The organism is Vibrio sp. 10N.286.51.B11, assembly GCF_041469245.1.
In the GTDB taxonomy this organism is placed as follows: domain Bacteria; phylum Pseudomonadota; class Gammaproteobacteria; order Enterobacterales; family Vibrionaceae; genus Vibrio; species Vibrio crassostreae_C.
In genome coordinates, this window is sequence record NZ_JBFRKI010000023.1 from 22,145 (window position 1) to 46,481 (window position 24,337).

General features: G+C 46.2%; 22 protein-coding genes and 1 riboswitch. Of the genes, 13 read left to right on the forward strand and 9 right to left on the reverse strand.

From position 1 onward, the window contains the following. Positions 1-60: 60 nt before the first annotated feature. Both slmA and lpxL read left to right on the forward strand, forming a co-directional pair. Positions 61-651 carry a nucleoid occlusion factor SlmA gene (gene slmA / locus AB4154_RS12300; RefSeq protein WP_004741428.1) on the forward strand — a complete coding sequence of 197 codons (591 nt, stop codon included), beginning with the start codon at positions 61-63 and terminating at the stop codon, positions 649-651. A 39-nt stretch (positions 652-690) separates the two neighbouring features. Continuing rightward, a complete protein-coding gene (gene lpxL, locus AB4154_RS12305) occupies positions 691-1,671 on the forward strand; it encodes an LpxL/LpxP family Kdo(2)-lipid IV(A) lauroyl/palmitoleoyl acyltransferase (protein WP_017063085.1) in 981 nt (326 codons plus the stop codon). A gap of 84 nt (positions 1,672-1,755) precedes the next feature. On the opposite strand, the gene pyrE is transcribed toward lpxL, so the two are convergent. Together pyrE and rph are read right to left on the reverse strand one after the other, a co-directional pair. After that, on the reverse strand, positions 1,756-2,397 hold the full coding sequence (gene pyrE, locus AB4154_RS12310) for an orotate phosphoribosyltransferase (protein WP_017059267.1): 642 nt from the start codon (positions 2,395-2,397) through the stop codon (positions 1,756-1,758). A 107-nt stretch (positions 2,398-2,504) separates the two neighbouring features. Continuing rightward, positions 2,505-3,221, reverse strand: a complete 717-nt coding sequence (rph, locus tag AB4154_RS12315) for a ribonuclease PH (protein ID WP_009847983.1) — start codon at positions 3,219-3,221, stop codon at positions 2,505-2,507. Between the two features lie 248 nt (positions 3,222-3,469). Between rph and AB4154_RS12320 the strand changes: the two genes are divergently transcribed. Continuing rightward, positions 3,470-4,336 (forward strand): YicC/YloC family endoribonuclease, encoded by an 867-nt coding sequence (locus AB4154_RS12320; RefSeq protein ID WP_017063084.1) that lies wholly within the window; start codon positions 3,470-3,472, stop codon positions 4,334-4,336. A 404-nt stretch (positions 4,337-4,740) separates the two neighbouring features. On the opposite strand, the gene AB4154_RS12325 is transcribed toward AB4154_RS12320, so the two are convergent. From AB4154_RS12325 to AB4154_RS12335, 3 genes are all read right to left on the reverse strand, one after another. Beyond that, positions 4,741-4,953 carry a cold-shock protein gene (locus tag AB4154_RS12325; protein ID WP_004735656.1) on the reverse strand — a complete coding sequence of 71 codons (213 nt, stop codon included), beginning with the start codon at positions 4,951-4,953 and terminating at the stop codon, positions 4,741-4,743. A 310-nt stretch (positions 4,954-5,263) separates the two neighbouring features. Continuing rightward, positions 5,264-5,689: a phosphate-starvation-inducible protein PsiE gene (locus AB4154_RS12330; protein WP_017079068.1), complete on the reverse strand. Its 426-nt coding sequence runs from the start codon at positions 5,687-5,689 to the stop codon at positions 5,264-5,266. A gap of 221 nt (positions 5,690-5,910) precedes the next feature. Beyond that, positions 5,911-7,281, reverse strand: a complete 1,371-nt coding sequence (locus AB4154_RS12335) for an NCS2 family permease (protein WP_102332606.1) — start codon at positions 7,279-7,281, stop codon at positions 5,911-5,913. Between the two features lie 58 nt (positions 7,282-7,339). Next, a riboswitch (purine riboswitch) is annotated at positions 7,340-7,439 on the reverse strand. A 348-nt stretch (positions 7,440-7,787) separates the two neighbouring features. Here AB4154_RS12335 and gmk point away from each other — a divergent pair. The 4 genes from gmk to recG all read left to right on the forward strand — a co-directional run bounded on the left by gmk (position 7,788) and on the right by recG (position 13,225). Then, a complete protein-coding gene (gmk, locus tag AB4154_RS12340) occupies positions 7,788-8,411 on the forward strand; it encodes a guanylate kinase (RefSeq protein ID WP_017062466.1) in 624 nt (207 codons plus the stop codon). A gap of 119 nt (positions 8,412-8,530) precedes the next feature. Next, positions 8,531-8,803 (forward strand): DNA-directed RNA polymerase subunit omega, encoded by a 273-nt coding sequence (gene rpoZ, locus AB4154_RS12345; protein ID WP_009848003.1) that lies wholly within the window; start codon positions 8,531-8,533, stop codon positions 8,801-8,803. A gap of 39 nt (positions 8,804-8,842) precedes the next feature. Beyond that, a complete protein-coding gene (spoT, locus tag AB4154_RS12350) occupies positions 8,843-10,969 on the forward strand; it encodes a bifunctional GTP diphosphokinase/guanosine-3',5'-bis pyrophosphate 3'-pyrophosphohydrolase (protein WP_372123174.1) in 2,127 nt (708 codons plus the stop codon). Positions 10,970-11,146: 177 nt separating this feature from the next. Further along, entirely contained in the window at positions 11,147-13,225 is a 2,079-nt protein-coding gene (recG, locus tag AB4154_RS12355; protein ID WP_017062468.1) for an ATP-dependent DNA helicase RecG, read from the forward strand. A 276-nt stretch (positions 13,226-13,501) separates the two neighbouring features. Here recG and envZ read toward each other — a convergent pair whose 3' ends face one another. After that, positions 13,502-14,797: a two-component system sensor histidine kinase EnvZ gene (gene envZ, locus AB4154_RS12360; protein WP_102398527.1), complete on the reverse strand. Its 1,296-nt coding sequence runs from the start codon at positions 14,795-14,797 to the stop codon at positions 13,502-13,504. Between the two features lie 153 nt (positions 14,798-14,950). Further along, positions 14,951-15,670, reverse strand: coding sequence for a two-component system response regulator OmpR (gene ompR, locus AB4154_RS12365; RefSeq protein ID WP_008218409.1), 720 nt, complete (start codon positions 15,668-15,670; stop codon positions 14,951-14,953). 178 nt (positions 15,671-15,848) lie between these two features. On the opposite strand from ompR, the gene greB reads away from it, so the two are divergent. Beyond that, entirely contained in the window at positions 15,849-16,331 is a 483-nt protein-coding gene (gene greB, locus AB4154_RS12370; RefSeq protein ID WP_017062470.1) for a transcription elongation factor GreB, read from the forward strand. Between the two features lie 663 nt (positions 16,332-16,994). Further along, positions 16,995-19,325: a Tex family protein gene (locus AB4154_RS12375; protein ID WP_372123176.1), complete on the forward strand. Its 2,331-nt coding sequence runs from the start codon at positions 16,995-16,997 to the stop codon at positions 19,323-19,325. Positions 19,326-19,452: 127 nt separating this feature from the next. Here the strand turns inward: AB4154_RS12375 and AB4154_RS12380 are convergent, their stop codons facing one another. Both AB4154_RS12380 and bioH read right to left on the reverse strand, forming a co-directional pair. Beyond that, the gene (locus tag AB4154_RS12380) at positions 19,453-19,926 is read right to left on the reverse strand and encodes a hypothetical protein (RefSeq protein WP_017063078.1); all 474 of its coding nucleotides are present in this window, start codon (positions 19,924-19,926) and stop codon (positions 19,453-19,455) included. Positions 19,927-20,281: 355 nt separating this feature from the next. Beyond that, complete coding sequence (gene bioH, locus AB4154_RS12385) at positions 20,282-21,058, reverse strand: pimeloyl-ACP methyl ester esterase BioH (protein WP_372123178.1); 777 nt, start codon at positions 21,056-21,058, stop codon at positions 20,282-20,284. A gap of 93 nt (positions 21,059-21,151) precedes the next feature. Here bioH and AB4154_RS12390 point away from each other — a divergent pair, with 93 nt between their 5' ends. The 4 genes from AB4154_RS12390 to cysQ all read left to right on the forward strand — a co-directional run bounded on the left by AB4154_RS12390 (position 21,152) and on the right by cysQ (position 24,264). After that, positions 21,152-21,865, forward strand: coding sequence for a ComF family protein (locus tag AB4154_RS12390; protein WP_170962812.1), 714 nt, complete (start codon positions 21,152-21,154; stop codon positions 21,863-21,865). Between the two features lie 109 nt (positions 21,866-21,974). After that, positions 21,975-22,559, forward strand: coding sequence for a Fe-S biogenesis protein NfuA (gene nfuA, locus AB4154_RS12395; protein WP_004741449.1), 585 nt, complete (start codon positions 21,975-21,977; stop codon positions 22,557-22,559). Positions 22,560-22,848: 289 nt separating this feature from the next. Further along, a complete protein-coding gene (nudE, locus tag AB4154_RS12400) occupies positions 22,849-23,400 on the forward strand; it encodes an ADP compounds hydrolase NudE (protein WP_017062476.1) in 552 nt (183 codons plus the stop codon). Positions 23,401-23,436: 36 nt separating this feature from the next. Then, positions 23,437-24,264 carry a 3'(2'),5'-bisphosphate nucleotidase CysQ gene (gene cysQ, locus AB4154_RS12405; protein ID WP_017062477.1) on the forward strand — a complete coding sequence of 276 codons (828 nt, stop codon included), beginning with the start codon at positions 23,437-23,439 and terminating at the stop codon, positions 24,262-24,264. Positions 24,265-24,337: the final 73 nt, after the last annotated feature.

Here is a 24,337-nt window from a genome sequence, read left to right on the forward strand (position 1 = left end):
TGAATGGTGTTTATAATCCTTCTTCACTCAATCCTCATCTTTAGGAAAGGAAGTAAATAGATGGCTGGTACTCGAAAATCAAACCGTCGTGAAGAAATCCTACAAGCTCTCGCACAAATGTTGGAATCGACCGAAGGTGCTTCTCGTATCACAACGGTAAAGTTGGCCAAGCAAGTGGGTGTTTCTGAAGCTGCGTTATACCGCCACTTCCCAAGCAAAGCCCGCATGTTTGAAGGCCTGATCGAGTTCATTGAAGAAGCGTTGATGTCTCGAATCAACCGTATTCTGGATGAAGAGAAAGACACGCTAGAGCGCATACGCCTAGTACTACAACTTATCTTAGTTTTCTCAGAACGTAACCCAGGCCTGACTCGAATTTTATCTGGTCATGCTCTAATGTTTGAAAATGAACGCCTGCGTGATCGCATCAACCAACTTTTCGAACGCATTGAGACGCAACTTCGCCAGATCCTGCGTGAAAGAAAGCTTCGTGAAGGGAAATCATTCCCGGTTGATGAGAAAATCTTAGCCGCTCAACTGCTCGGTCAAGTTGAAGGCAGCTTGAATCGATTTGTTCGCTCAGACTTCAAATATCAACCAACAGAAAACTTTGATGCTTATTGGGCACTGCTAAGCGCTCAGATTAAGTAGCAATCAAATTAAGTGGCAATCAAATCTTAAGTGATGGTTATGACGACGAAAACTTCTTCAGCAAACGGCACAGCACAACACGTGATTACTAAGCCGCCTTTTACTCTAGCTCTACTTCACCCTAAATATTGGGGTGTATGGTTTGGTTTTGGGTTATTGGCGCTTATTGTTAACGTTCTCCCTTATCGCCTCTTACTGCTGTTAGGCCGATCGTTAGGCTCTTTGGGTGCTCGCTATGGTAAAAAGCGCGTCGCGGTAGCAACACGTAACTTGGAGCTCGCCTTCCCAGACAAGCCAGCAGATGAAGTCGCGGCAATGGTCAGTGAGAACTTTAAGAACACAGGTATGGCACTCATCGAAACCGGCATTACCTGGTTTTGGCCTACGTGGCGCTTCAAGCGCATCCTAGTAGATAAAGACACCCAAACACTGCGTACGCACAAAGCTAACGGTAAAGGTGTTCTTCTATGCTGTGTGCATGCCTTAAACCTAGAGATCACTGCGCGAGCAATGGCTGTTCTCGGTATTTCAGGTTTAGGTGTTTATCGCCCGCACAACAATCCGGCTTATGAATTCATTCAATACCGTGGTCGTACTCAAAACGGCAACCGCCTGATTCACCGTAAAGACGTGAAGCGTATGATTCGAATCCTGCGTCAGGGTGAGATCCTTTTCTACCTACCGGATCATGATTACGGTCGTAACAAGTCTGTGTTTGTGCCTTTCTTCGCTGTAGAAGATGCATGTACTACAACAGGCACTAGTATTCTGGCTTATACGAGCCGATGCGCACTTGTTCCGGGTTCTGGTTTTAGAAATGCCGATGGCAAGTATGAGATCATGGCCGATGAATCGATCGAAGATGACTATCCACAGAAAGATGAGAAAGCGGCTGCCGCCTACATGAACCGCTACCTTGAGAAGATTATCTTAAGAGCACCAGAACAGTGGATGTGGCTGCACAAGCGCTTTAAGACCATGGAAGACCCAGAAGTGGAGCGCGGCATTCGTTATAAATAATGAATACTGAATACTGAACCAAAAGAAAAGGGGCTGATGAATCATCAGCCCCTTGTGCATTCTATAGTCTAATTACGAGTAGTATTAGATGCCGTATTGAGCGCGGTACGCTTTTACTGACTCTAGATGTGCTGCGTCTGTGCCTTTCTCTTCAAGGAAAGTCACCAAGTCAGTCAGGCTAACGATTGAGATAATCGCACAACCGAAGTCACGCTCAACTTCTTGAATCGCAGACAGTTCGCCTTTGCCCTTCTCTTGACGGTCGATAGCAACAAGCACGCCCGCTAAATCAGCGCCATTTGCTTGGATGATTTCCATCGACTCACGAATCGCAGTACCTGCAGTGATCACGTCGTCCACTAACATGATGCGACCTTCAAGCGCGCTACCGACAAGGTTGCCACCTTCACCGTGGTTTTTCGCTTCTTTACGGTTGAAGCAGTAAGGCGTGTCTACATCGTGGTGATCCGCTAGTGCAACCGCTGTCGTCGTTGCAATTGGGATACCTTTGTATGCAGGACCAAATAGTACATCAAACTCAATGCCAGAATCAGCCAATGCTGCTGCGTAGAAGCGACCTAAGCGCGCTAGGTCACGACCTGTATTAAACAATCCAGCATTGAAGAAGTAAGGGCTCTTGCGGCCAGACTTTAAAGTAAACTCACCAAACTTAAGTACTTCTTTCTCTAGTGCAAATTCAATAAATTCACGTTGATATGCTTTCATGTTTTTCCTCTATGTTTACTCAATAAAACTTAACTTACGCCCTGTACCACCCTTTCAGGTTTTACAGACAAAAAAATAGCCCCCAAATTGGGAGCTATTAAAAATGACTAGTCGGCCAACGCAGCTTTCTGCGCTTCGACGATATCGGCAATGCCCTTATTAGCCAGGGCTAAAAGCTGCATCAGCTCTTCGTGGCTGAACGGTTCGCCTTCTGCGGTACCTTGAATCTCAATCATCTTACCGTCTTCCGTCATTACAACGTTCATGTCGGTATCGGCTGCTGAGTCTTCAACGTACTCAAGGTCACACAGTGCTTGTGCACCAACGATGCCCACTGAAACTGCCGCTACGTGGCCTTTCATTGGGTTCTTTTTCAGTTTGCCGCTTGCTAGTAGGCTGTTGATAGCATCAGCCATTGCAACGCTTGCACCTGAGATAGAAGCAGTACGAGTACCGCCGTCTGCTTGGATAACATCACAATCGACAGTGATCATAATTTCACCCATTACTTTCAGGTCAACAACAGCACGTAGGCTACGAGCGATCAGACGTTGGATTTCCATCGTACGACCACCTTGCTTGCCGCTCGCCGCTTCACGACGGTTACGAGTGTGCGTTGCACGTGGCAGCATGCCGTATTCAGCCGTTACCCAACCCTTTCCTTGGCCTTTTAACCAACGCGGTACGTTTTCTTCTACCGTCGCATTACATAGAACTTTAGTGTTGCCGAACTCAACTAATACAGAACCTTCAGCATAAGCTGTGTAGTTACGAGTAATTTTAATTGGACGAATTTGATCTACAGCGCGGTCATTTGGACGCATTGGTATCTACCTTATTAACAGTCTGAAGTGATTTACTATCGAAAGAGTGCATCACCTAAGAAAGGGGTGAGACAGTTTTGATTGGGGCAAGATTATATAGCAGTTTATCGTGCAAATCTATTTACCGTTCAAAGCTATTTATCACGAAAGGCTATTTACAGTGAAAAGCGACAGGCTTCGAGAGCACACCATATCGTGATACTATGCGTGCGCGTTATTTTCAGAATGATAAAAGACAGGAAAATTCGATGATTTATAGTATGACCGCGTACGCACGCAAAGAAGTAAAAGGCGATTGGGGCAGCGCAGTATGGGAAATCCGTAGTGTAAACCAACGCTACCTAGAAACTTACTTCCGTATGCCTGAACAGTTCCGTGGTTTAGAGCCAATCTTGCGTGAGCGTTTCCGTAAGCGTCTAGCGCGCGGTAAGGTTGAATGTAACCTACGCTTTGAAGCAAACCCTGCTGCAAAGGGCGAACTAAGCATTAACGAAGGTTTGGCTCAGCAAGTAATCAATGCGGCGAACCAAGTAATGACGATGACTGGCGAAGAGAGCCGTTTGAACCCATTCCAAGTCATGAACTGGCCTGGTGTGATGGAAACGCCAGAGCAAGACATGGATGCCATCAACAAAGACCTACTTGAAGCATTCAACGATGCTATCGCAGAGTTCATTGATGCTCGTGCTCGTGAAGGTGAGAACATGAAGGCGCTAATCGTACAGCGCTTAGATGCAATCACTGAAGAAGTAGTGAAAGTTCGTGCACGCATGCCTGAGATCCTAGAGTGGCAACGTGAGCGTCTTCTTACCAAATTTGAAGATGCGAAAATCGAACTGGAAGGTTCTCGTGTTGAGCAAGAGCTTATCCTACTTGCGCAGAAGTCAGACGTAGCAGAAGAGCTAGACCGTCTAGATTCTCACGTGAAAGAAGCAAATGCAGTACTGAAGAAAGGTGGCGCTTGTGGCCGTAAGCTAGACTTCATGATGCAAGAGTTCAACCGTGAGTCAAACACGCTAGCGTCTAAGTCTATCAGCACAGACATCACAGCATCGGGCGTAGAGCTTAAGGTTCTTATCGAACAGATGCGTGAGCAAATTCAGAATATTGAATAACAGTTTGTCAGTAACACGCTGAATAGCCATTAACTGAATCAGTGTTGATTAACTAACAGTGTTGATTAGATCAAGATAAGCTCCTAGTTTTAGGGGCTTTTTTTGTGGATACAATAATGCCAATCACCGTAAGTAAATGAGCAAAAATCGGAGATCAGAGAGTTGAACCGGAAAAGTAACTTAGAACGAAGTATAGATTGTGGATTGCGATAAGGGGGTAACGAAGTAGTGGGTATAACGAAATAATGGGATAACGAGAGTAAAAAGGTATTAAGGGTATTTCAGAGGGAAATAAAAATTTCTAAACAGGAGATAAGAAGTTAAAGCAGAAGAGGTATAGAAAGTGAAGATTAAGCTGGGAAAGTGACGCAAGTTGCTGTTGCAACCTGCGCCGACTTAAAATCTTATAGAGCTACAACGTTTGCAGCTTGAAGACCTTTTTGGCCTTGCTCTACTTCGAAAGACACTTGTTGGCCTTCTTTAAGAGTCTTGAAACCTTCAGAAGCGATTGCACGGAAGTGTACGAATACGTCAGCGCCGCCGTTGTCTTGAGTTAGGAAACCGAAACCTTTCTCTTCGTTAAACCATTTTACTACGCCGTTTGTTTTGTTAGACATGATGTGTCCCTTATATAAAAATAAAAAATTAATCGCCAAAAGTGCGATGCGCTGAAAGCTTGAATTATTTAATGTATCTATGAAGCCAAGGGAAACACTGAGAATAACAATGAAGCAATACTAAGGGTTTTACTTTACAACTGATGTTTCATTTAATAACTCTGAAAACAGAGCGAGGCCATTCTTGGTGATCTGGGTCGGGTTGTAAAGCTTTATTTGAAAATAATTGATGTTTTTTTGTTCGGTTGGCTTGAATTCAAGCCCAGCTAGGTCGCCGGGCTTGATTTGTAAGACTTTGATCTCAAAAAATTTACTCGTCCGGCTGCTTAGTTCTGAGATCGACATATGGCCAGTAATGGTGACCGACTCGAATCAACAGAGTTGCTGCTGCTAAGATAAATGCCGCTAAAGATAACCAAACGATCAATACCGCATCGAGTTCTTTCATGCCCAAAGTGATGTAACGAGCAATCGCCATCATCGCGATATAGATCGGGTATCGCACTGGAATCTTACCGTTCATCACAAACTGCTGAACCATCGCCAACACTTCTAAATAGATGAACATCAGCAGAATGTCGGTCAATTGCACTCGGCGTTCAGCGAAGACATGCATGAACTCTTCGACCATCGCAAACAAGGTCGCGAGCGTGATCGCCACCAGCAATACCGCTTCCATAATGTGGAATACTTTTAAAAACGGCTTACTAAAAGATTTAGGTAAGTTAGAAGGCATAGTCACTCTTCAAGAAATAATTAATCCAGTCTCTACAATAGCATGCATCAATATAAGTCGCGTACTGTCAAAGCACCGACTTTAGGCTAACGCCATCAACTCATCGGTAACCAACATTAAGAAGCAACGGTAAAAAGCAACAAATACAAAAATGGCCCCGCATTCACTGCAGAGCCATCTGTTTGTCTTTTACTTAGCGACTTCTTAGTGACTAATTAGCCTTAAAGCAGAATCAGGTAAGTTAAGAACACCACACACAGTCCGTAGATAAGCGGGTGTACTTCTTTGCGCTTACCTGCCACAACCATTGTGAATGCGTAGCTGATGAAGCCCATCGCCATACCGTTCGCAGGAGAGAAGCTTAGCACTGTGAACATGATGGTAAAAAAGGCTGCAATGCGTGACTCTTTCTTTTCCCAATTAATCTGACCAAGGCGACCGACCATATAGATGCCAACCACTACCATCGCCGGTGCAACCATTGCAGCCGAGAAGATAGAGAAGATTGGGTATAGGAATAGCGAGATTAGGAACAGACCAGCCACCATGACTGCTGCCAAGCCCGTTTTCGCACCTTGAGAAGAAGCGATGCCAGACTCAGAGAATGCGGTAATTGATGTGGTACCAAGAATAGAGCCAATCACAGTACCGCCCGCATCTGCTACTAGAGCCGATTTCGCGTTTGGCACCTTACCGTCTTTATCGATGATGCCCGCATCACGTCCAACGCCGACAATGGTGCTCAAGCCATCAAAGAAATCGACAATCAAGAAGATAAGTACGATGAACAGTAGGTCGAACATTTTCTCTGGCGTGAAAGCAGAGAAATCGAAGATAGCGCCGAAGCTGCCAGCCATGCTTGGTGGCATAGCAATGAACTGCTCTGGGATTGGTGCGTTTGAAGTGCCCATGAAGACGTCAGCAAGAATCGTCAACACGATAGCAGAAACGAATGAGATGAACGTTGCTAGCTTGATGTCACGAACCATACAACCCAGTGCGATGAAGATGCTCACGTAAGCGATGATCACTTGTGGATCAGAAATGTCGCCTAAGCCTACCAATACGAATGGGTTAGAAACGATGATGCCCGCATTCTTAAGACCTAAGAAAGCAATGAACAGTCCGAGAGACACGGTAATCGCCAACTTCAAATCTTCAGGAATCGATTCAATCATCGATTTACGAATATTGGTCAATGAGAACGCAAGGTACAAAATACCAGATAGGAAGATACCGAACAGCGCTTCATTCCAAAGCACGGCAACAGATCCACTTAACAGCAGACCTTTGAAAAAGCCGTTCATACTCATGCCCGGCGCTAGCATTACAGGGTAGTTGCCCCAAATGCCCATAATTAGGGTTGCGATTGCCGCAGACAGAGCCGTTGCAGTAAACACGGCACCTTTGTCCATGCCTGGAATATCACCCAAAATTGCTGGGTTAACCGCCAGAATGTAACTCATCGCCAAGAAAGTAATGAAACCCGCATACAGCTCAGTGCCAATCGTGGTTTTTCTTTCAGTGATTTTAAACATCGAATCAAGCGAGCCAGAGGTGTTCTGGGCTTTCAGGGTGGAATCGGTACTCACAACAAAACCTTTGCAATAAATTAAGAATTTGGTGATTCAAATGCTGTGAGAATAGAGAGGTCTCTACACTAAAAACTGTAGTCACCAAGGTAGGCTCGGTAGTAGAAACATCTAGTCCATATCACTAGATATATACAGCATTTAATCGTTTGCGCGGATTGTAAGGATTGAGATTAAAACTTCAACAAATTTTGTCCAGATCACATAAAAAAGTACCGATGACGAGTCATTACATTTATACAAAGATCCTTGAGAAGATCATTCGCTAATAAATAACGATCAAGCCAGTTGTTCTCAATCATCTAAATATGCTACTCTTCGCCTCCATTTTTCTGACCTAATTTTCACCAGTTGCTTCTATTAGTTTTACTCGTTATCTCTTTATAGACGTAACCAACGGCACAATTAGTAGATGCGCCATCGGAACAAAAATTAGAGTCAGTGCTATCTTTTAAAGTGTAGGTTTATTGCCTTCACTCAATCCAACCAACAGTGGAAATATACAGATGGGCAAAGGTACTCTTTACATCGTATCTGCACCTAGTGGCGCAGGTAAGTCGAGCTTGATCTCAGCAATGCTAGAAACCAATCCAACCTACGCAATGAAGGTATCTGTTTCACACACCACTCGCGGTATGCGCCCTGGTGAAGAAAATGGTGTTCACTACCACTTCGTAGAGAAGCATCATTTTGAAGACCTTATTACTAAAGGTGAATTCCTAGAGTACGCTGAAGTGTTCGGCAACTACTACGGTACTTCACGCGTTTGGATTGAAGAAAACCTAAACCGCGGTATCGATGTGTTCCTAGATATCGACTGGCAAGGTGCTCGTCAGATCCGTGAACAAATGCCTCAAGCGAAGAGTGTATTCATTCTTCCACCATCAAATGGTGAGCTAGAGCGTCGTTTGAATGTTCGCGGTCAAGACAGCGACGAAGTTATTGCGAAACGCATGAGCGAAGCAAAATCAGAGATTTCTCACTATGCAGAATATGATTATGTGATCGTGAATGACGACTTTGATGCAGCCCTAATGGACTTCAGAGCTATCATTCGTGCGGAGCGCTTAAAAGAAGATAAGCAAGCAGCGAAATACAGCGGCATGCTTACTGCTTTATTAGCGGAATAATCTAGATCCCCTAGATTTTCTATTGAGATAAGTATACGGTGATCTAGAAAGTATCTAGTTAAACTTGTATACTTTCTCGTCATCAAAAATTTATTAGTTAATTACTATTTGGAGTCCTCATGGCACGCGTAACTGTTCAAGACGCTGTTGAAAAAGTTGGCAACCGTTTCGACCTAGTTCTTATTGCGGCTCGCCGCGCACGTCAAATGCAAACTGGCGGTAAAGATTCACTAGTGCCTGAAGAAAACGATAAGCCAACGGTTATCGCTCTTCGCGAAATCGAAGAAGGTCTTATCACTAAAGACGTACTAGATGCTCGTGAACGTCAAGAGCAACAAGAGCAAGAAGCGGCTGAACTTGCAGCAGTAAGCAGCATCGCTCACACTCGTTAAGAACGTCATTCGAACTAATTAACCTTCCGGGCCTTTAATTTGTATCTATTCGATAGCCTCAAAGACGTTGCCCAAGAATACCTAACAGAGCCTCAAATTGAGGCTCTGCGTCAATCTTATGTGGTAGCGAGAGACGCCCATGAAGGGCAAACCCGCTCAAGCGGTGAACCATACATTATCCACCCTGTAGCTGTTTCAAGAATCCTGGCAGAAATGCGTCTGGATATCGAAACCCTGCAAGCTGCTCTGCTTCATGATGTCATCGAAGACTGTGATGTCACTAAAGAAGATCTAGAGGAAAAATTTGGCAATACCGTTGCTGAATTGGTTGATGGTGTATCTAAGCTGGATAAGCTTAAATTTCGTGATCGCAAAGAAGCGCAAGCAGAGAACTTCCGCAAGATGGTTCTCGCCATGGTGCAAGACATCCGCGTTATCTTGATCAAATTAGCTGACCGTACTCACAACATGCGCACGCTTGGGGCACTTCGTCCTGACAAAAAGCGTCGTATTGCTCGTGAAACCCTAGAGATTTATTCTCCACTAGCTCACCGTCTTGGTATTCATAACATCAAGACCGAACTAGAAGAGCTGGGCTTTGAAGCCCTCTATCCTAACCGTTATCGCGTACTTAAAAACGTAGTGAAAGCTGCGCGTGGTAACCGTAAGGAAATGATCCAACGTATCCATAGCGAAATTGAAGGCCGCCTTGAAGAGGTCAGTTTGCCTGCTCGCGTACTTGGTCGTGAAAAAAACCTGTTCTCCATCTACAACAAGATGAAAACTAAAGAGCAGCGCTTCCACACCATTATGGACATCTACGCTTTCCGCGTCGTGGTTGATACCCCAGATACTTGTTATCGCGTACTTGGTCAGGCTCACAGCCTGTACAAGCCTCGCCCTGGCCGCATGAAAGATTACATTGCGGTACCAAAAGCCAACGGCTACCAATCTCTGCACACGTCAATGATCGGCCCTCACGGGGTGCCAGTTGAGGTTCAGATCCGTACTGAAGATATGGATCAAATGGCAGACAAAGGTGTCGCAGCGCACTGGTCTTACAAAGGCAACGGCTCACGCAGCAGTAATGGCACAACCGCACAGGTTAAAGCACAACGTTGGATGCAGAGCTTACTTGAGCTGCAACAAAGCGCGGGTAACTCATTCGAATTCATTGAAAACGTTAAGTCTGATCTGTTCCCAGATGAGATCTTCGTGTTCACGCCGAAGGGTCGCATTGTCGAGCTTCCGGCAGGCGCAACAGCGGTCGATTTTGCTTACGCGGTGCATACCGATGTCGGCAACATGTGTGTAGGTGCTCGTGTAGACATGAACCCTTACCCACTCAGCAAATCGCTGAAGAACGGTCAAACTATTGAGATCATCAGTGCTCCGGGCGCACGTCCGAATGCAGCATGGCTCAACTACGTGGTGACATCACGTGCGCGTACTAAGATCCGTCAGGTTCTGAAAACGATGCGTCGTGAAGAGTCGATCACGCTAGGCCGTCGTCTACTGAATCATGCACTTGGCGAACACTCTATTGGCGATATCGGCCAAGAGAATATCGACCACGTATTGTCTGATCTTCGCCTAGACAATGTTGAAGACTTACTGGCGTCGATTGGTCTTGGTGAGCTGATGAGTATCGTTATTGCTCGTCGTCTACTGGGTGATGCTGACGAACTGACTGAAGTGGAAAACAACAGCGACACACCAAGGAAGAAATTGGCTATCCGTGGTGCTGAAGGTCTACTACTGACGTTCGCTAACTGTTGTCACCCAATTCCAGATGATCACATCATTGCCCATGTATCGCCAGGTCGTGGCCTTGTGGTTCACCGTGAAACGTGTCCAAACGTTCGTGGTTACCAGAAAGAACCAGACAAATACATGGCGGTTGAATGGTCTGACGATTACGACCAAGAGTTCACTGCTGAACTTCAGGTTGATCTGCAGAATCACCAAGGTGCACTGGCTGAGTTAACTAACGTTATCTCGAAAACAGGCTCGAACATTCACGGTATTTCAACTGAAGAACGTGATGGACGCCTGTACACAGTGACTATCTTGCTGACCACCAAAGATCGTGTTCATCTTGCAAGTATTATGAAAAAGCTACGTGTGATGCCACACGCGCTGAAAGTAAGACGTCGTAAGAACTAACGTTTAAACTTGATAATAGTTTTGCCAAGAATTTAAATCCCCTTAATGCTTTATCGCTTAAGGGGATTTTTATAACCGTAATCCTAGTATTTACCGCGCTCCCTCCCATTCCTGCCTGTACAAAAATCCAGTAAAATGCTTGAATAGATCATCTCTCTTACGTTTATGAGCCTTGTTATGTCACAGCTTTTATCTGCTATCCCTCTCAACTCTTTATCTGGAGTCGGCGCTAAAGTCGCAGAGAAACTGGAAAAGGTTGGGCTTAACAACGTACAAGATCTGCTTTTTCACCTCCCTTTGCGCTATGAAGATAGAACACGTATCTACCCCATCGTAAAACTGCACGCGGGCTTATGGGCTGCAGTGCAAGGCAAGGTCATGCATGTCGATACCATTTTCGGTAAACGTAAGATGTTGGCGGTAAAGATCAGCGATGGTAACGGCACCATTACCCTACGCTTTTTCAACTTCACCGCAGGTATGAAGAACAACTTTGCTGAAGGCAAACAAGTGCATGCCTACGGTGAGATCAAGCGCGGTAACATGGGGCTTGAGATCGTCCACCCTGACTACAAATTCTTTGCGCCGAGGCAACAGCCAGACGTTGAAGCCAATCTGACTCCGGTGTACCCAACCACCGAAGGGCTAAGACAAGTCACGCTGCGTAATCTTACCGATCAAGCCTTAGAGCTAATCGACAAGGCCGCAGTTAACGAGCTTCTCCCATCAGGTTTATACGACCACCAAATTACCCTCGCACAAGCACTGCATACCATTCACAGGCCGCCCCCGGGCATTGACCTAGAGCTGTTTGATGAAGGCAAGCACCCTGCGCAACTGCGCCTAATTATGGAAGAGTTACTGGCTCAAAACCTGTCTATGTTGTCTGTTCGTAGCAAAGGGCAGCAAGACAAGGCAATGCCTTTTCCTCCAGTAAACACCCTTAAAGATAAGCTACTGGCTCAGCTGCCGTTTTCACCAACCAATGCCCAAGCACGAGTGACCAAAGAGATCGAAGCTGACTTGGAAAAGCCGCATCCTATGATGCGTTTAGTGCAAGGTGATGTGGGCTCTGGTAAAACCTTAGTCGCTGCACTGGCGGCGGTTCGCGCATTGGAACACGGTCAACAAGTAGCACTTATGGCACCCACTGAACTACTCGCAGAACAACACGCGATTAACTTTGCCAACTGGTTTGAGGCAATGGGTATTCAAGTTGGATGGCTAGCAGGTAAGCTCAAAGGCAAAGCTCGTGAAACTGAACTAACACGTATTGCCAGTGGCGAAGCGCAAATGGTGGTCGGTACTCATGCCCTGTTCCAAGAGCATGTCGAGTTCAAAAACCTTGGTTTAGTGATCATTGATGAGCAACACCGATTTGGTGTCCACCAGCGATTAGAGCTACGTGAGAAAGGCGCAAAGCAAGGCTACTACCCACATCAGTTGGTCATGACCGCTACCCCAATCCCACGAACGTTAGCAATGACGGCCTATGCCGACCTCGAAACTTCGATTATTGATGAACTGCCACCGGGACGAACCCCAATTCAAACCGTGGCAATTCCTGATACCAAGCGCGATGATATTGTCGAACGGGTGCGTAATGCGTGTCTCAATGAAGGCAAACAAGCCTACTGGGTATGTACGCTAATTGATGAATCCGAAGTATTAGAAGCGCAAGCCGCGGCCGACACTGCAGAAGAGCTGCAACGCAAACTACCAGATGTAAAAATTGGCTTGGTGCACGGCCGAATGAAACCCGCCGAGAAACAGGCGGTGATGAGAGAGTTCAAAGAGAACAAGCTGCATCTATTGGTTGCGACAACCGTGATTGAAGTGGGCGTGGATGTTCCGAATTCGAGCTTAATGATCATCGAGAACCCAGAACGTCTTGGCCTAGCGCAACTGCACCAACTGCGTGGCCGTGTCGGCCGAGGTTCGGTCGCAAGTCATTGTGTATTGTTGTATCACTCTCCGCTGTCTAAAACCGCTCAGAAACGCCTAGGTGTGCTACGTGAAAGTAACGATGGCTTTGTGATTGCACAGCGCGACTTAGAAATCCGTGGCCCCGGTGAATTGCTCGGTACCAAACAAACTGGCTTGGCTGATTTCAAGATCGCCGATCTAATTCGTGACCAACGTTTGATACCTGAAGTGCAGCGTATTGCGCGTCATATTCACGATAGCTACCCAGACAATGCTAAGGCGATCATCAACCGTTGGTTGGGTGAACGCGATGTTTACTCTAAGGCGTAGTTAACACTAAGGCATAGTTAACACTGAGACCGTATTCAAACGTAAAAAAGGCTTCCTCAAGGAAGCCTTTTTAGTGTGCGTTACTTTCATCAAGCAAGAGCGAGATTCCCTATTCGCTCGTTCCTCACGATAGGGAATGACGATCAAAGTAAACTTTCATCATCAAAGTCCATGGTTAGCAATTCGTCATCCTCGGAGAGGGAAGAATGACCGAGTCGGGGATCTCTTAACCGTTCCCCGAACCGAACTTATCGTCATCAAACGGACCGATGATAACTAGGGCTTAACCGGGAAACTGATCTGCGCTTTTAAGCCACCTTCACTGCGGTTATTGACCACAACAGCACCTTGATGCTGGCTAACGATACGTTTCACAATTGCTAAGCCCAAGCCCGTTCCTTCGCTACCACGAGCCGTGTCACCACGCGTGAAAGGTTCAAACAGCTTTCCGATCTGGTCTTGTGGAATACCCGGCCCGTTATCTTCTACCGTCACCCAAGCAAGCTTGTTATCCGCCGTCATACCAGTTGATACCTTGACCCAACCATTACCGTAACGCAGCGCATTCACCACCAAGTTGCTCACAGCACGCTTCATCGCGATCGGATTACCTAGCGCTGGCTTCATCGATTCTGGAATATCGGTTTCAATCTGAACCTCGTAGCCACCCTCAGAGCTCGATACCTCACGAGCAATATCATCGACAAACACCGCTTGGAATGAATCTCGGTCGACAGGCTTTAGGTAATCCATGAACTGGCTGATGATTTCATTACACTCTTCGGTATCACTGATAATCCCCTCAGCTAAGTAGGCATCCTCTGGTGACATCATCTCAGTCGCTAAGCGAATACGCGTTAACGGAGTACGTAAATCATGGCTGATACCCGCCATCAACAAGGCGCGGTCTTCTTCTAGCTCTTGGATGCCTTTCGACATCTGGTTAAAGGCTCGAGTTACCGAGCGAATCTCTTGTGCACCTTGAACTGGCAATGGCGGTGGAATATCACCTCGCCCGACACCTTGCGCCGCTTTCTCTAGCGCTATCAACGGACGGTTTTGCAATCGGATAAACAGCCAACCACCTGCGACAATCAACAGCGCCATGATCAGACTGTTACGAAACAGTGGTGCAAAATCCTCTTCTTGCAGCTCTGATAACGGAATACGAATTAAAGAGTTGGGTAACTGCGCAATGTCCATCCAAAGCACATAGCTCTCTTTACCCAAGATCAGCCGCACTTCAGTTTCAGAACCCAGCTCCTTGGTCATCTCCTCACTCATCAGGTCGATTGCGACCGCATGGTAATACTCACCCGCCGCTTCGCTGCCCTTGGCGTGAACGGTTACCCCGAGCTGTTCAAGCACACGCTGACGCAATGGCGCATCGATCTCGATATCACTGCCTTGGTCCAATACCAGGTTTAGCTCGTGAGCCAAAATCTTATTAAACTGCTGCAAACTTGGCATCAACGCATAGTTAAACACCGCGTAATAAGAAAAAATTTGGCTAGCGACCAATAGCGTTAAGAAAAGCACTATCGACTGAGTAAAGGAGCTACGTATACGCATGGGGTACCCGAGATGTAGAAAGATAAAGAAAGTGTTATATGACTATAACTCTAAACCATTGTGCTGAATAGAAAACGGGCCATCGCATATTAATGAGATGACCCGTAAGATTCACAGAATCGATAAAGCTACTGTAGAGCTTATTAAGCTGAATTACACAGCTTTGCCATCTGGAACGAATACATAACCCAAGCCCCACACCGTTTGGATGTAGCGAGGTTTGCTTGGATCTTCTTCAACTAGACGACGCAGACGTGAAATCTGAACATCGATAGAACGTTCCATTGCTGAATACTCACGGCCACGAGCCATGTTCATCAGCTTATCGCGAGACATTGGCTCACGAGCATTCGTTACCAAGGACTTAAGAACCGCAAATTCACCCGAAGTAAGCGGCATTGGCTCTTCACCGCGGAACATTTCGCGAGTACCTAAGTTCAAGCGGAACTCACCAAACTCAACCACAGACTCTTCTGTGCTTGGTGCACCCGGTGCTTCAATGACTTGGCGACGCAGTACAGCTTTAATACGAGCAAGCAGTTCACGTGGATTAAATGGTTTTGGCAGGTAATCATCAGCACCCACTTCCAAGCCCACAATGCGATCCACTTCATCACCCTTTGCAGTAAGCATCAGGATTGGTAGCGAGTTGTTTGCGTTTCGTAGACGACGACAGATCGATAGACCATCTTCGCCCGGCAACATTAAATCCAATACCATCAAGTGAAAATTTTCACGGGTTAACAGGCGGTCCATCTGCTCACTGTTTGCCACGCTACGCACTTGAAAGCCCTGCTCTGACAGATAGCGCTCTAACAGTGCACGTAAACGAGCATCGTCATCGACCACTAAAATTTTGTAGTTTTCTTGCATGTAATGGTTCCACCTATTAAAGCTTAAACCTAAGGTTAAGCATTCTTGGTAAATTGTATATTGGTATAAGACATTAAAAATGTAACATTATTGGAGAAAAAGTCGCCTAAATAATTGTTAACGTATGTTGCCTTTCTATATATTCTATCTTAGATCATCATTTCATTAAGTCAGATTTATGAAAACCAAACTTATTACTCGAGAAGGTTATAACAAGCTCAAAGCAGAACATGACCACTTATGGCACGAGAAACGCCCTGAAATTACTAAGATAGTCACTTGGGCGGCAAGCCTTGGAGATCGCTCAGAAAACGCAGATTACACCTTCAATAAGCGTCTACTTCGTCAGATCGATCGCCGAGTGCGTTTTTTAAGAAAGTTCCTACCTGATGTCACGATCGTTGATTACTCGCCACAACAAGAAGGTAAGGTATTTTTCGGTGCTTGGGTCGAAATTGAGAATGATGATGGGGAAATTAAGAAGTTTCGAATTGTCGGCCCAGAAGAGATCTACGGCGATGCTAAAGGCTATATCTCTATCGACTCACCAATGGCTAGAGCTCTGCTCAAGAAAGAAGTAGATGACGAGTTTACGGTAAAAACACCGGAAGGCGACAAAGAGTGGTTCATTAACTCGATTCGCTACGCAGACAACGAATAACCAAACTTAATAAACACTTAGCGATAAACTGAGTGTTCAGCAAACCCAAACTCCAGATAAAAGAAAACCCCGCAAGGCTTTCGCCTAGCGGGGTTAAGTCTCTATCGCAGCAATCCGGCTACTGTTTATCTCTTCGAGATAAGGTGCTCCCTGCATCTTTCCTTGATAGTGGCTAAATCCTTTAACCAATTTCCTTTTTGTTCATCGCCATCCTAGCGGTGTCCATTCTAGCCTGTCATCCTGACTGGCGAATCTCATCCAGAGATTATCACTTCCTTGCTGACCACTCATCCTAAGTAATCAAATCTTCATCCTGAAGATACCTAGTCCATTAGGCTTTTTCCTGTTCCTGCCAACTCCCTGTCGACAAGTTAAATATTACGGCAAATGGCCGTGTTTCCTAGATAGTCTTAAAAAACATTTCAGGTGAGAAATACGCCCACAAACACACAGTCAAATAAAATCAGCAACTTAGTGTAACATCAAGACGATTTCATCGGTCTAAAGCGACTTACTCTCACATCACTTGTAAGAGATCTCGCACAAAGCGGGTATCACAAACGGAAATTCGACTTCTGACAGGATAATTACACAGCCAAAGCTAGAAAAAGCGTACGCTCACCCCCATGTATTTGTCATGATATTAAATAAGAGATTCATCGGATGAGCCAAGCTATCTGTCGACTGATCGCTGAAGAACTGAATGTCCGTTCTGAGCAAGTCACTGCCGCAGTAAACCTAATTGACGACGGTAACACCGTTCCCTTTATTGCCCGCTACCGTAAAGAAGTTACGGGTGGCTTAGACGATACCCAACTACGTAACCTTGATAGCCGCCTTTCTTATCTTCGTGAGCTAGACGATCGTCGCCAAACGATTCTTAAGTCGATTCAAGACCAAGGAAAACTCACGCCAGAACTCGAGCGTGATATCACTCAAGCAGACAGCAAGACTCGCCTAGAAGATTTATACCTACCATACAAACCAAAGCGCCGTACCAAAGGTCAGATCGCGATTGAAGCGGGCTTAGAGCCACTTGCCGATACGTTATGGAATGAACCACAGCACGATCCGGAAACGGAAGCGGCGAACTTCATCAGCAGCGATAAAGGCATTGCCGATACCAAAGCTGCACTCGATGGCGCTCGTGCGATCATCATGGAGCGCATTGCGGAAGATGCGAACTTGCTTGAAAAGATTCGCCAACACCTAAACCGCAACGCAGAGCTAGTCGCTCGTGTAGTGACAGGTAAAGAGCAAGAAGGCGAGAAGTTCAAAGACTACTTCGAGCACAACGAAACACTCAGCAAAGTACCGTCACATCGTGCTCTTGCAATGCTACGAGGCCGTAATGAAGGCTTCTTAACACTGGCAATGAACGCAGACCCAGAGCAAGAAGAAGGTGTACGTGGTTCATACTGCGAAAACATCATCTCTGATCACTACGGCATTACCCTAAGCAGCGCACCTGCGGATGCTTGGCGTAAGCAAGTGATTAGCTGGGCATGGCGCATCAAGGTTTCTATGCACATGGAAACTGAATTGATGGGCGCAATGAAAGAGCGTGCAGAGATCGAAGCGATTGAAGTATTCGCAACCAACCTAAAAGACCTACTCATGGCAGCGCCAGCTGGTCCTCGAGCAACCTTAGGCTTGGACCCAGGTTTACGTACCGGTTCGAAAATCGCTGTCGTGGATTCAACCGGTAAGGTTTTGGCAACAGAAACTATTTACCCTCACCCACCTCAAAAGCAATACGACAAATCGGCACACGTGGTTGAGCAGATGGTTCGTCAATTTAATGTTGATTTGATTGCGATTGGTAACGGTACGGCTTCACGCGAAACCGACAGCTTTGTGGCTGACGTAATTAAACGCGGCAACCTAAAAGCGCAAAAGATCATTGTTAGCGAAGCAGGCGCATCGGTGTATTCTGCGTCTGAACTAGCAGCAAAAGAGTTCCCGAACATGGATGTATCAATCCGTGGTGCGGTGTCTATTGCTCGTCGTCTGCAAGATCCACTGGCAGAACTGGTGAAGATTGACCCTAAATCGATCGGTGTGGGCCAATACCAACACGATGTGAGCCAAACCATGCTTGCTAAGCGCCTAGATGCGATTGTCGAAGACTGTGTAAACGCAGTTGGTGTTGATGTGAATACCGCATCTGCCGCGCTACTGACTCGTGTTGCTGGTCTGTCTAGCACCATTGCTCAGAACATCGTGGATTTCCGTGACGAGAATGGTCGTTTTGAAGCGCGCACTACGTTGAAGAAAGTGGCTCGTTTAGGTCCAAAAGCCTTTGAACAGTGTGCCGGCTTCCTACGCATTATGGATGGCAAAAACCCACTGGATGCATCATCGGTTCACCCAGAAGCTTACCCAGTAGTGAAAACCATTGCCGAGAAAAACCACAAAGACATCAAATCTCTGGTGGGTAACACAGACTTCTTACGTGGCTTACACGCCATCGATTACACCAATGAGAACTTCGGTGTACCAACGGTCAGCGACATCATCAAAGAGCTCGATAAACCGGGCCGTGACCCTCGCCCTGAATTTAAGACTGCAACCTTCGCCGATGGCGTAAACAGTGTTTCAGATCTAGAACCGGGCATGATTTTAGAAGGTGTGGTATCGAACGTGGCTAACTTTGGTGCCTTCGTTGATATTGGTGTTCACCAAGATGGCTTAGTGCATATTTCAGCGCTCACCGATCGCTTTGTCTCTGACCCACGTGAAGTGGTTAAAGCGGGCGACATCGTGAAAGTGAAGGTGATGGAAGTGGATGTTCAGCGTAAACGTATTGCACTAAGCATGCGTATGAAGGACGAGCCGGGACAAGACAACCGTGCTCAACGTTCAAGTGCACCTCGCACACAAAACCGCTCGCATCAAAATTCACAAGGTGGCCAACGCCGTCGTGAAGAGCCACAACAAAATGCCGCGATGGGTGGTGCATTTGCCGCTGCTTTTGCAAAAGCGAAAAAGTAATCCGTTAGCTCACCTAAAAAACGGATTAGCTTAAAAACAGAAAACCTGCATCCCTTAGGGTATGCAGGTTTTTTTATTATGTGTTCAAAAAAGACATCGAAGCTTGGTTGACTCGTAAAATTTTGATTTATAAGACCACCAACATCTCTGATGGAGCATGAGGCGCAACAGCATGACCATAATGATACTTTATGACCTTACGTCGTTTCTCCATCTGTCCTTCCTGAATCGCCGCATCTAAAACATGCTTTGGCAGGCGGAAACGCATGGTATAACCTTTGCCTTGATCAGCACTGTATGTTTTCAGTGCCAATAAGCTGAACAGCCGATCAAAAGGGTCTTGTGGCTCTTCTTGGCTAACCGAATTGGCCTCTGACTCGTTCTCCATTTCATAACCTGGATGGTCTGAAGGATCCCAAGCCGACTGCTGCCTTCGTTTATCGTCTGATTTTACCTTACGCTCTGCATTGGTTCTCGCCAATGCTACTGCGGGAGCAACAGGCTCTCGGACTCTATTATCACGCGCAACTTGCTCTGTTTGCACATTAACGGACGGGGCGATTAGTGGCACACTCACTGCAGTTGCAGGTGACACAATCATCGCGAACTCTCCTCAAGAATCGCCCATCGTTTTTGCTATAACGCTGTTGTACTGTGAGTCAGCACAACAGGCATAGCCCAACTTAGCGCAATCAGCTCAGGAGAGAGTTAGGTCTGAGTATCAAGCAACACGTTGGTGTTATACCAATCGTAGTAAATAACTGATCATCCTAGCTTGTTAAAATACTCGATAACGGCGTTAAATTTTTTGATTGTAGAATAACTACTTATCGAAACTACTTGTCAAAAAAAAGCTGCCTTGTTCTCAAGCCTTTTCCCTACGCTATTTTTGAACACTTACTTACTGTGATTGGTATTAGCTTATATATCGACCAAGCCGGATATATATTTAGCAATTATTTTTGTGCGAAGCTGACAAGCTCACTGCAAAAGGCATCCGCTTCGGTCATAAACGGTGCATGCGAAGACTGGGTAAATATGTATTGCTCGGTATGAGGCAAGGCTGTGCCTAAGTCTATCGCAACCTTGATTGGCACCAATCCATCTAATCGACCATACAAGCGTAGCATTGGTACTGAAATCTCAGGCAGTTGTTCACGCAGATCGACATCCGACAGCATCTTTAATCCTGCCAATAATGAGTCAGGGTTCGGCAACGGGCGAGACAGCACCGCTTGCTTGAGTTGTTTTACATCTTGCCTTGCTGAAGGGCTGCCCATGGCTTGCAATGCCATAAAGCGTTCGATGGTGGTTTGGAAATCTTCAACCAGTTGCTCGGTGAATGCGCTTAATACGTTGGGCTGAATGCCTCGCCATAACACGGGCTCTTTTGCAGCGGCGAATTTGGGAGAACTGGCGACAGTCACCAGCTTGCTCACGTAATCTGAGTGATGGAGAGCCATGTGCGTTGCGACCAAGCCTCCAAGTGACCAACCCACCCAAATCGCTTGCTTTGGTGCTTCGGCCAAAAGCTGCTGAGCAATCTCTTCAAGATCTTGAGCGTGGCAGTGCGCGCTGTGTCCATACCCTGGTAAATCGACAACATGCACTCGAAAATCAGCTTGTAATGCATTAACGGTTTGTTGCCATACCGCACCGTTCATTCCCCAGCCGTGAACCAGAACTAAATCAGGCCCTTGCCCAGAAACATGCCAATATAACGCGTCACTCATTCTCAATATTCCCTACTTTTTCCATCAGCGATAATCCGCGCTTTTCAGTATGGTGAGCAAAAGGAACACCATAACCCAAAAGCATCACGAGCTATGTTATCCGATTGGCTACAAAAACACACACCACGTCTGGTCACACCTCAATGCCACCTGTGCAAACTTGATAAACTGCCCAGTGATACACATCCTCGATGGTGCAATTCTTGTCTCAAACTCTTTCAGCCAGTACCACGCTGCCAACGATGTGGTTTAAAAACACTGCTCACAGTAGAGCAGTGCGGACAGTGCTTATCTCAACCTCCACCTTGGCATCGCCTCTACTGTGTCGGCGATTACACCTTCCCTACAGCAGGTTACATTCAGCAAATGAAGTACGCTGATAAGTTTTGGTTTGCACGTGATCTATCTAAGCTATTGGCATCACGTATCGAATATCCTGCTCCGCTGATCACCAGCGTGCCGCTGCATTGGCGTCGATATACTCATCGCGGCTTTAATCAAAGTAAGCTGCTAGCCGACTACACGGCTCAAGAGCTTGGCGTTGAAAGTGATGTGCTCTTTCGTCGAATTCGCTCAACGGCTTCCCAGCAGGGGCTGACTAAATCCGCACGATTACACAATCTAAAGAGCGCTTTTGCGCTGCGAAAACAAGACGTTCAAGGAACTATCCCCTCTCACGTCGCGATAATTGATGATGTTGTAACCACCGGCAGTACTGTGTATCAATTATGCCAATTACTACTTGAAGTGGACGTTAAAAGGATTGATATTTACTGCATCTGCCGCACTCCTGAGCCCTCTGGATAAAAGCTGTGAATCACTACTTGTACAGCAATCCAACAAAAAAGGGCTGAATTACAAATCTGACAGGAGTAGAATGGCGCTAATAACCTACAAATCTACTCAGGTATTCGTCGTGTCAAATATTACTATTACAGAAACAGCTCAAACTCATTTTGCCAATCTGCTGTCACAGCAGCCTGAAGGTACAAACATTCGTGTGTTCGTGGTAAACCCGGGTACACAAAACGCAGAGTGTGGTGTTTCTTACTGCCCAACAGATGCTATCGAAGCGTCTGACACAGAGCTTAAATTCGAAGCTTTCTCTGCATACGTAGATGAGCTAAGCCTACCGTTCCTAGATGAAGCTGAAATTGACTTCGTTACTGACAAAATGGGCTCTCAGCTAACGCTTAAAGCACCAAACGCTAAGATGCGTAAAGTCGCAGACGATGCACCACTTCTAGAACGTGTTGAATACGCAATTCAAACACAAGTTAACCCTCAACTTGCTGGTCACGGCGGTCACGTTAGCTTGGTAGAAATCACTGAAGACGGCGCAGCTATTGTAGCATTCGGTGGTGGTTGTAACGGTTGTTCTATGGTTGATGTAACGCTAAAAGAAGGCATCGAGAAAGAACTTCTTCAACAGTTTGAAGGTGAACTGACTGCTGTTCGTGATGCAACTGAGCACGATCGTGGTGAGCACTCTTACTACTAATCACTGATTTAGTGTTAGTTGTTATTTGAAAGGTTGATGCGCAAGCATCAACCTTTTTTGTTATGTGGATAAGCAAGTTAGGACTATCGCGTTCTCTCTATACTCTTTTGCTATACAACCATATTTTCACCTCGTTACCATCTTGAGTAAGGTATTCAAGTGATCGTAATCGATTCCTGCTTCAATAATCTTCGGATATGAAAACTCGGATCTAGGAACTCAAGGTCATTTCCCCTATATTAGAATGACTTTATAAGAAAGAATTCCAATGAGCTAAGGAGCGAGCGCAATGACGAAAAGGACCAAGCCAGAGATTTTGGCTAAACAAACTGTCGCTCAATCAAGACTATTCTCTATCGAGTCTCTCGACTTACGCTTTTCAAACGGCGAAGAGCGCACTTACGAACGCATGAAGCCCAGCGGGCGCAACGCAGTGATGATGGTTCCTATTACTGAGCAAGGCGATATTCTATTAGTACGTGAATATGCAGCGGGAACTGAACGCTACGAACTTGGCTTTCCAAAAGGGCTGATTGATCCAGGTGAGCAGCCAAACGAAGCCGCCGTTCGCGAACTCAAAGAAGAGATAGGCTTCGGTGCCAACAAGCTTACTCCGCTGAAGGAAGTGATCCTTGCACCCTCTTACTTCTCTAGCAAAATGACGCTGTTTATTGCAGAAGACCTCTACCCAGAAAAGCTAGAAGGTGATGAGCCAGAGCCTCTCGATATTGTGCGCTGGCCACTTGCTCAAGCCGAAGAACTGTTAACACATCTCGATTTCTGTGAGGCTCGGAGTATTACAGCCCTGCTTTTAAGCCTTCGTGTATTAAACAATAACTAGAACATTCAGGCTCGCTCTAAGAGTAAGAAAACATTTATGCCAATAACAAAAGATTTGTCTCACCTCCTACCCTCTGTCATTGAGATTGCTCGCTCTGCTGGTCAACTCATCTTAGAGATCTACGAGAAAAAGGATTACGAAGAGTTCATTAAGAGTGATGACACTCCAGTAACCAGTGCCGATCTTGCAGCACATAAGCTGATATTAAAAAAACTCAGTGAATTGACGCCTGATATTCCCGTATTATCCGAAGAAGACGCCGACATCAGCCTAGAGCAACGCTCTCAATGGGATCGCTACTGGTTAGTTGACCCACTGGACGGCACCCAGGAGTTCATCGCACGAAGTGGTGATTTCGCGACAATTATCGCCCTAATCGAGCATAACAAGCCAGTGATGGGCGTGGTATACGCACCCGTTTCAGGTGTGAGCTATTACGCTTACAGTGGCAAAGGCGCTTGGAAGATCCCAGACCTTAATGACAGCGTGAAAATCAAAACGCATCGTCACGAGCTGCCAAACCAGTCAATCGCCATGGCGATCAGCCGTCGCCAGGACATCAATCGCATCACTAGCCGTATGAGCTCAGCATGGAATTATGATTTGGTTCCTCTAGGCTCAGCAGCGCTTAAGGCCTGTTTAGTCGCAGAAGGCGCTGTGGATTGTTATCTGCGCCTTGGACCAACCGGAGAGTGGGATACCGCCGCAACGCAGTGCATTGTTGAAGAAGCTGGCGGACGTATCTTAAGTACTCAACTAGAACCGCTTTCGTACAATGAAAGAGAAACGCTAGAAAACCCGAACTTCATTGTACTCGGTGATGCAGATTTACCGTGGGTAGAAATTTTGCAAGGCAAAGACTAGGCGAGTTTGCTCCCTTTAACTGTCAGATATCCTCTAGATTCTCAGAACAAACAAAACGGGCACCTCAGTGAGG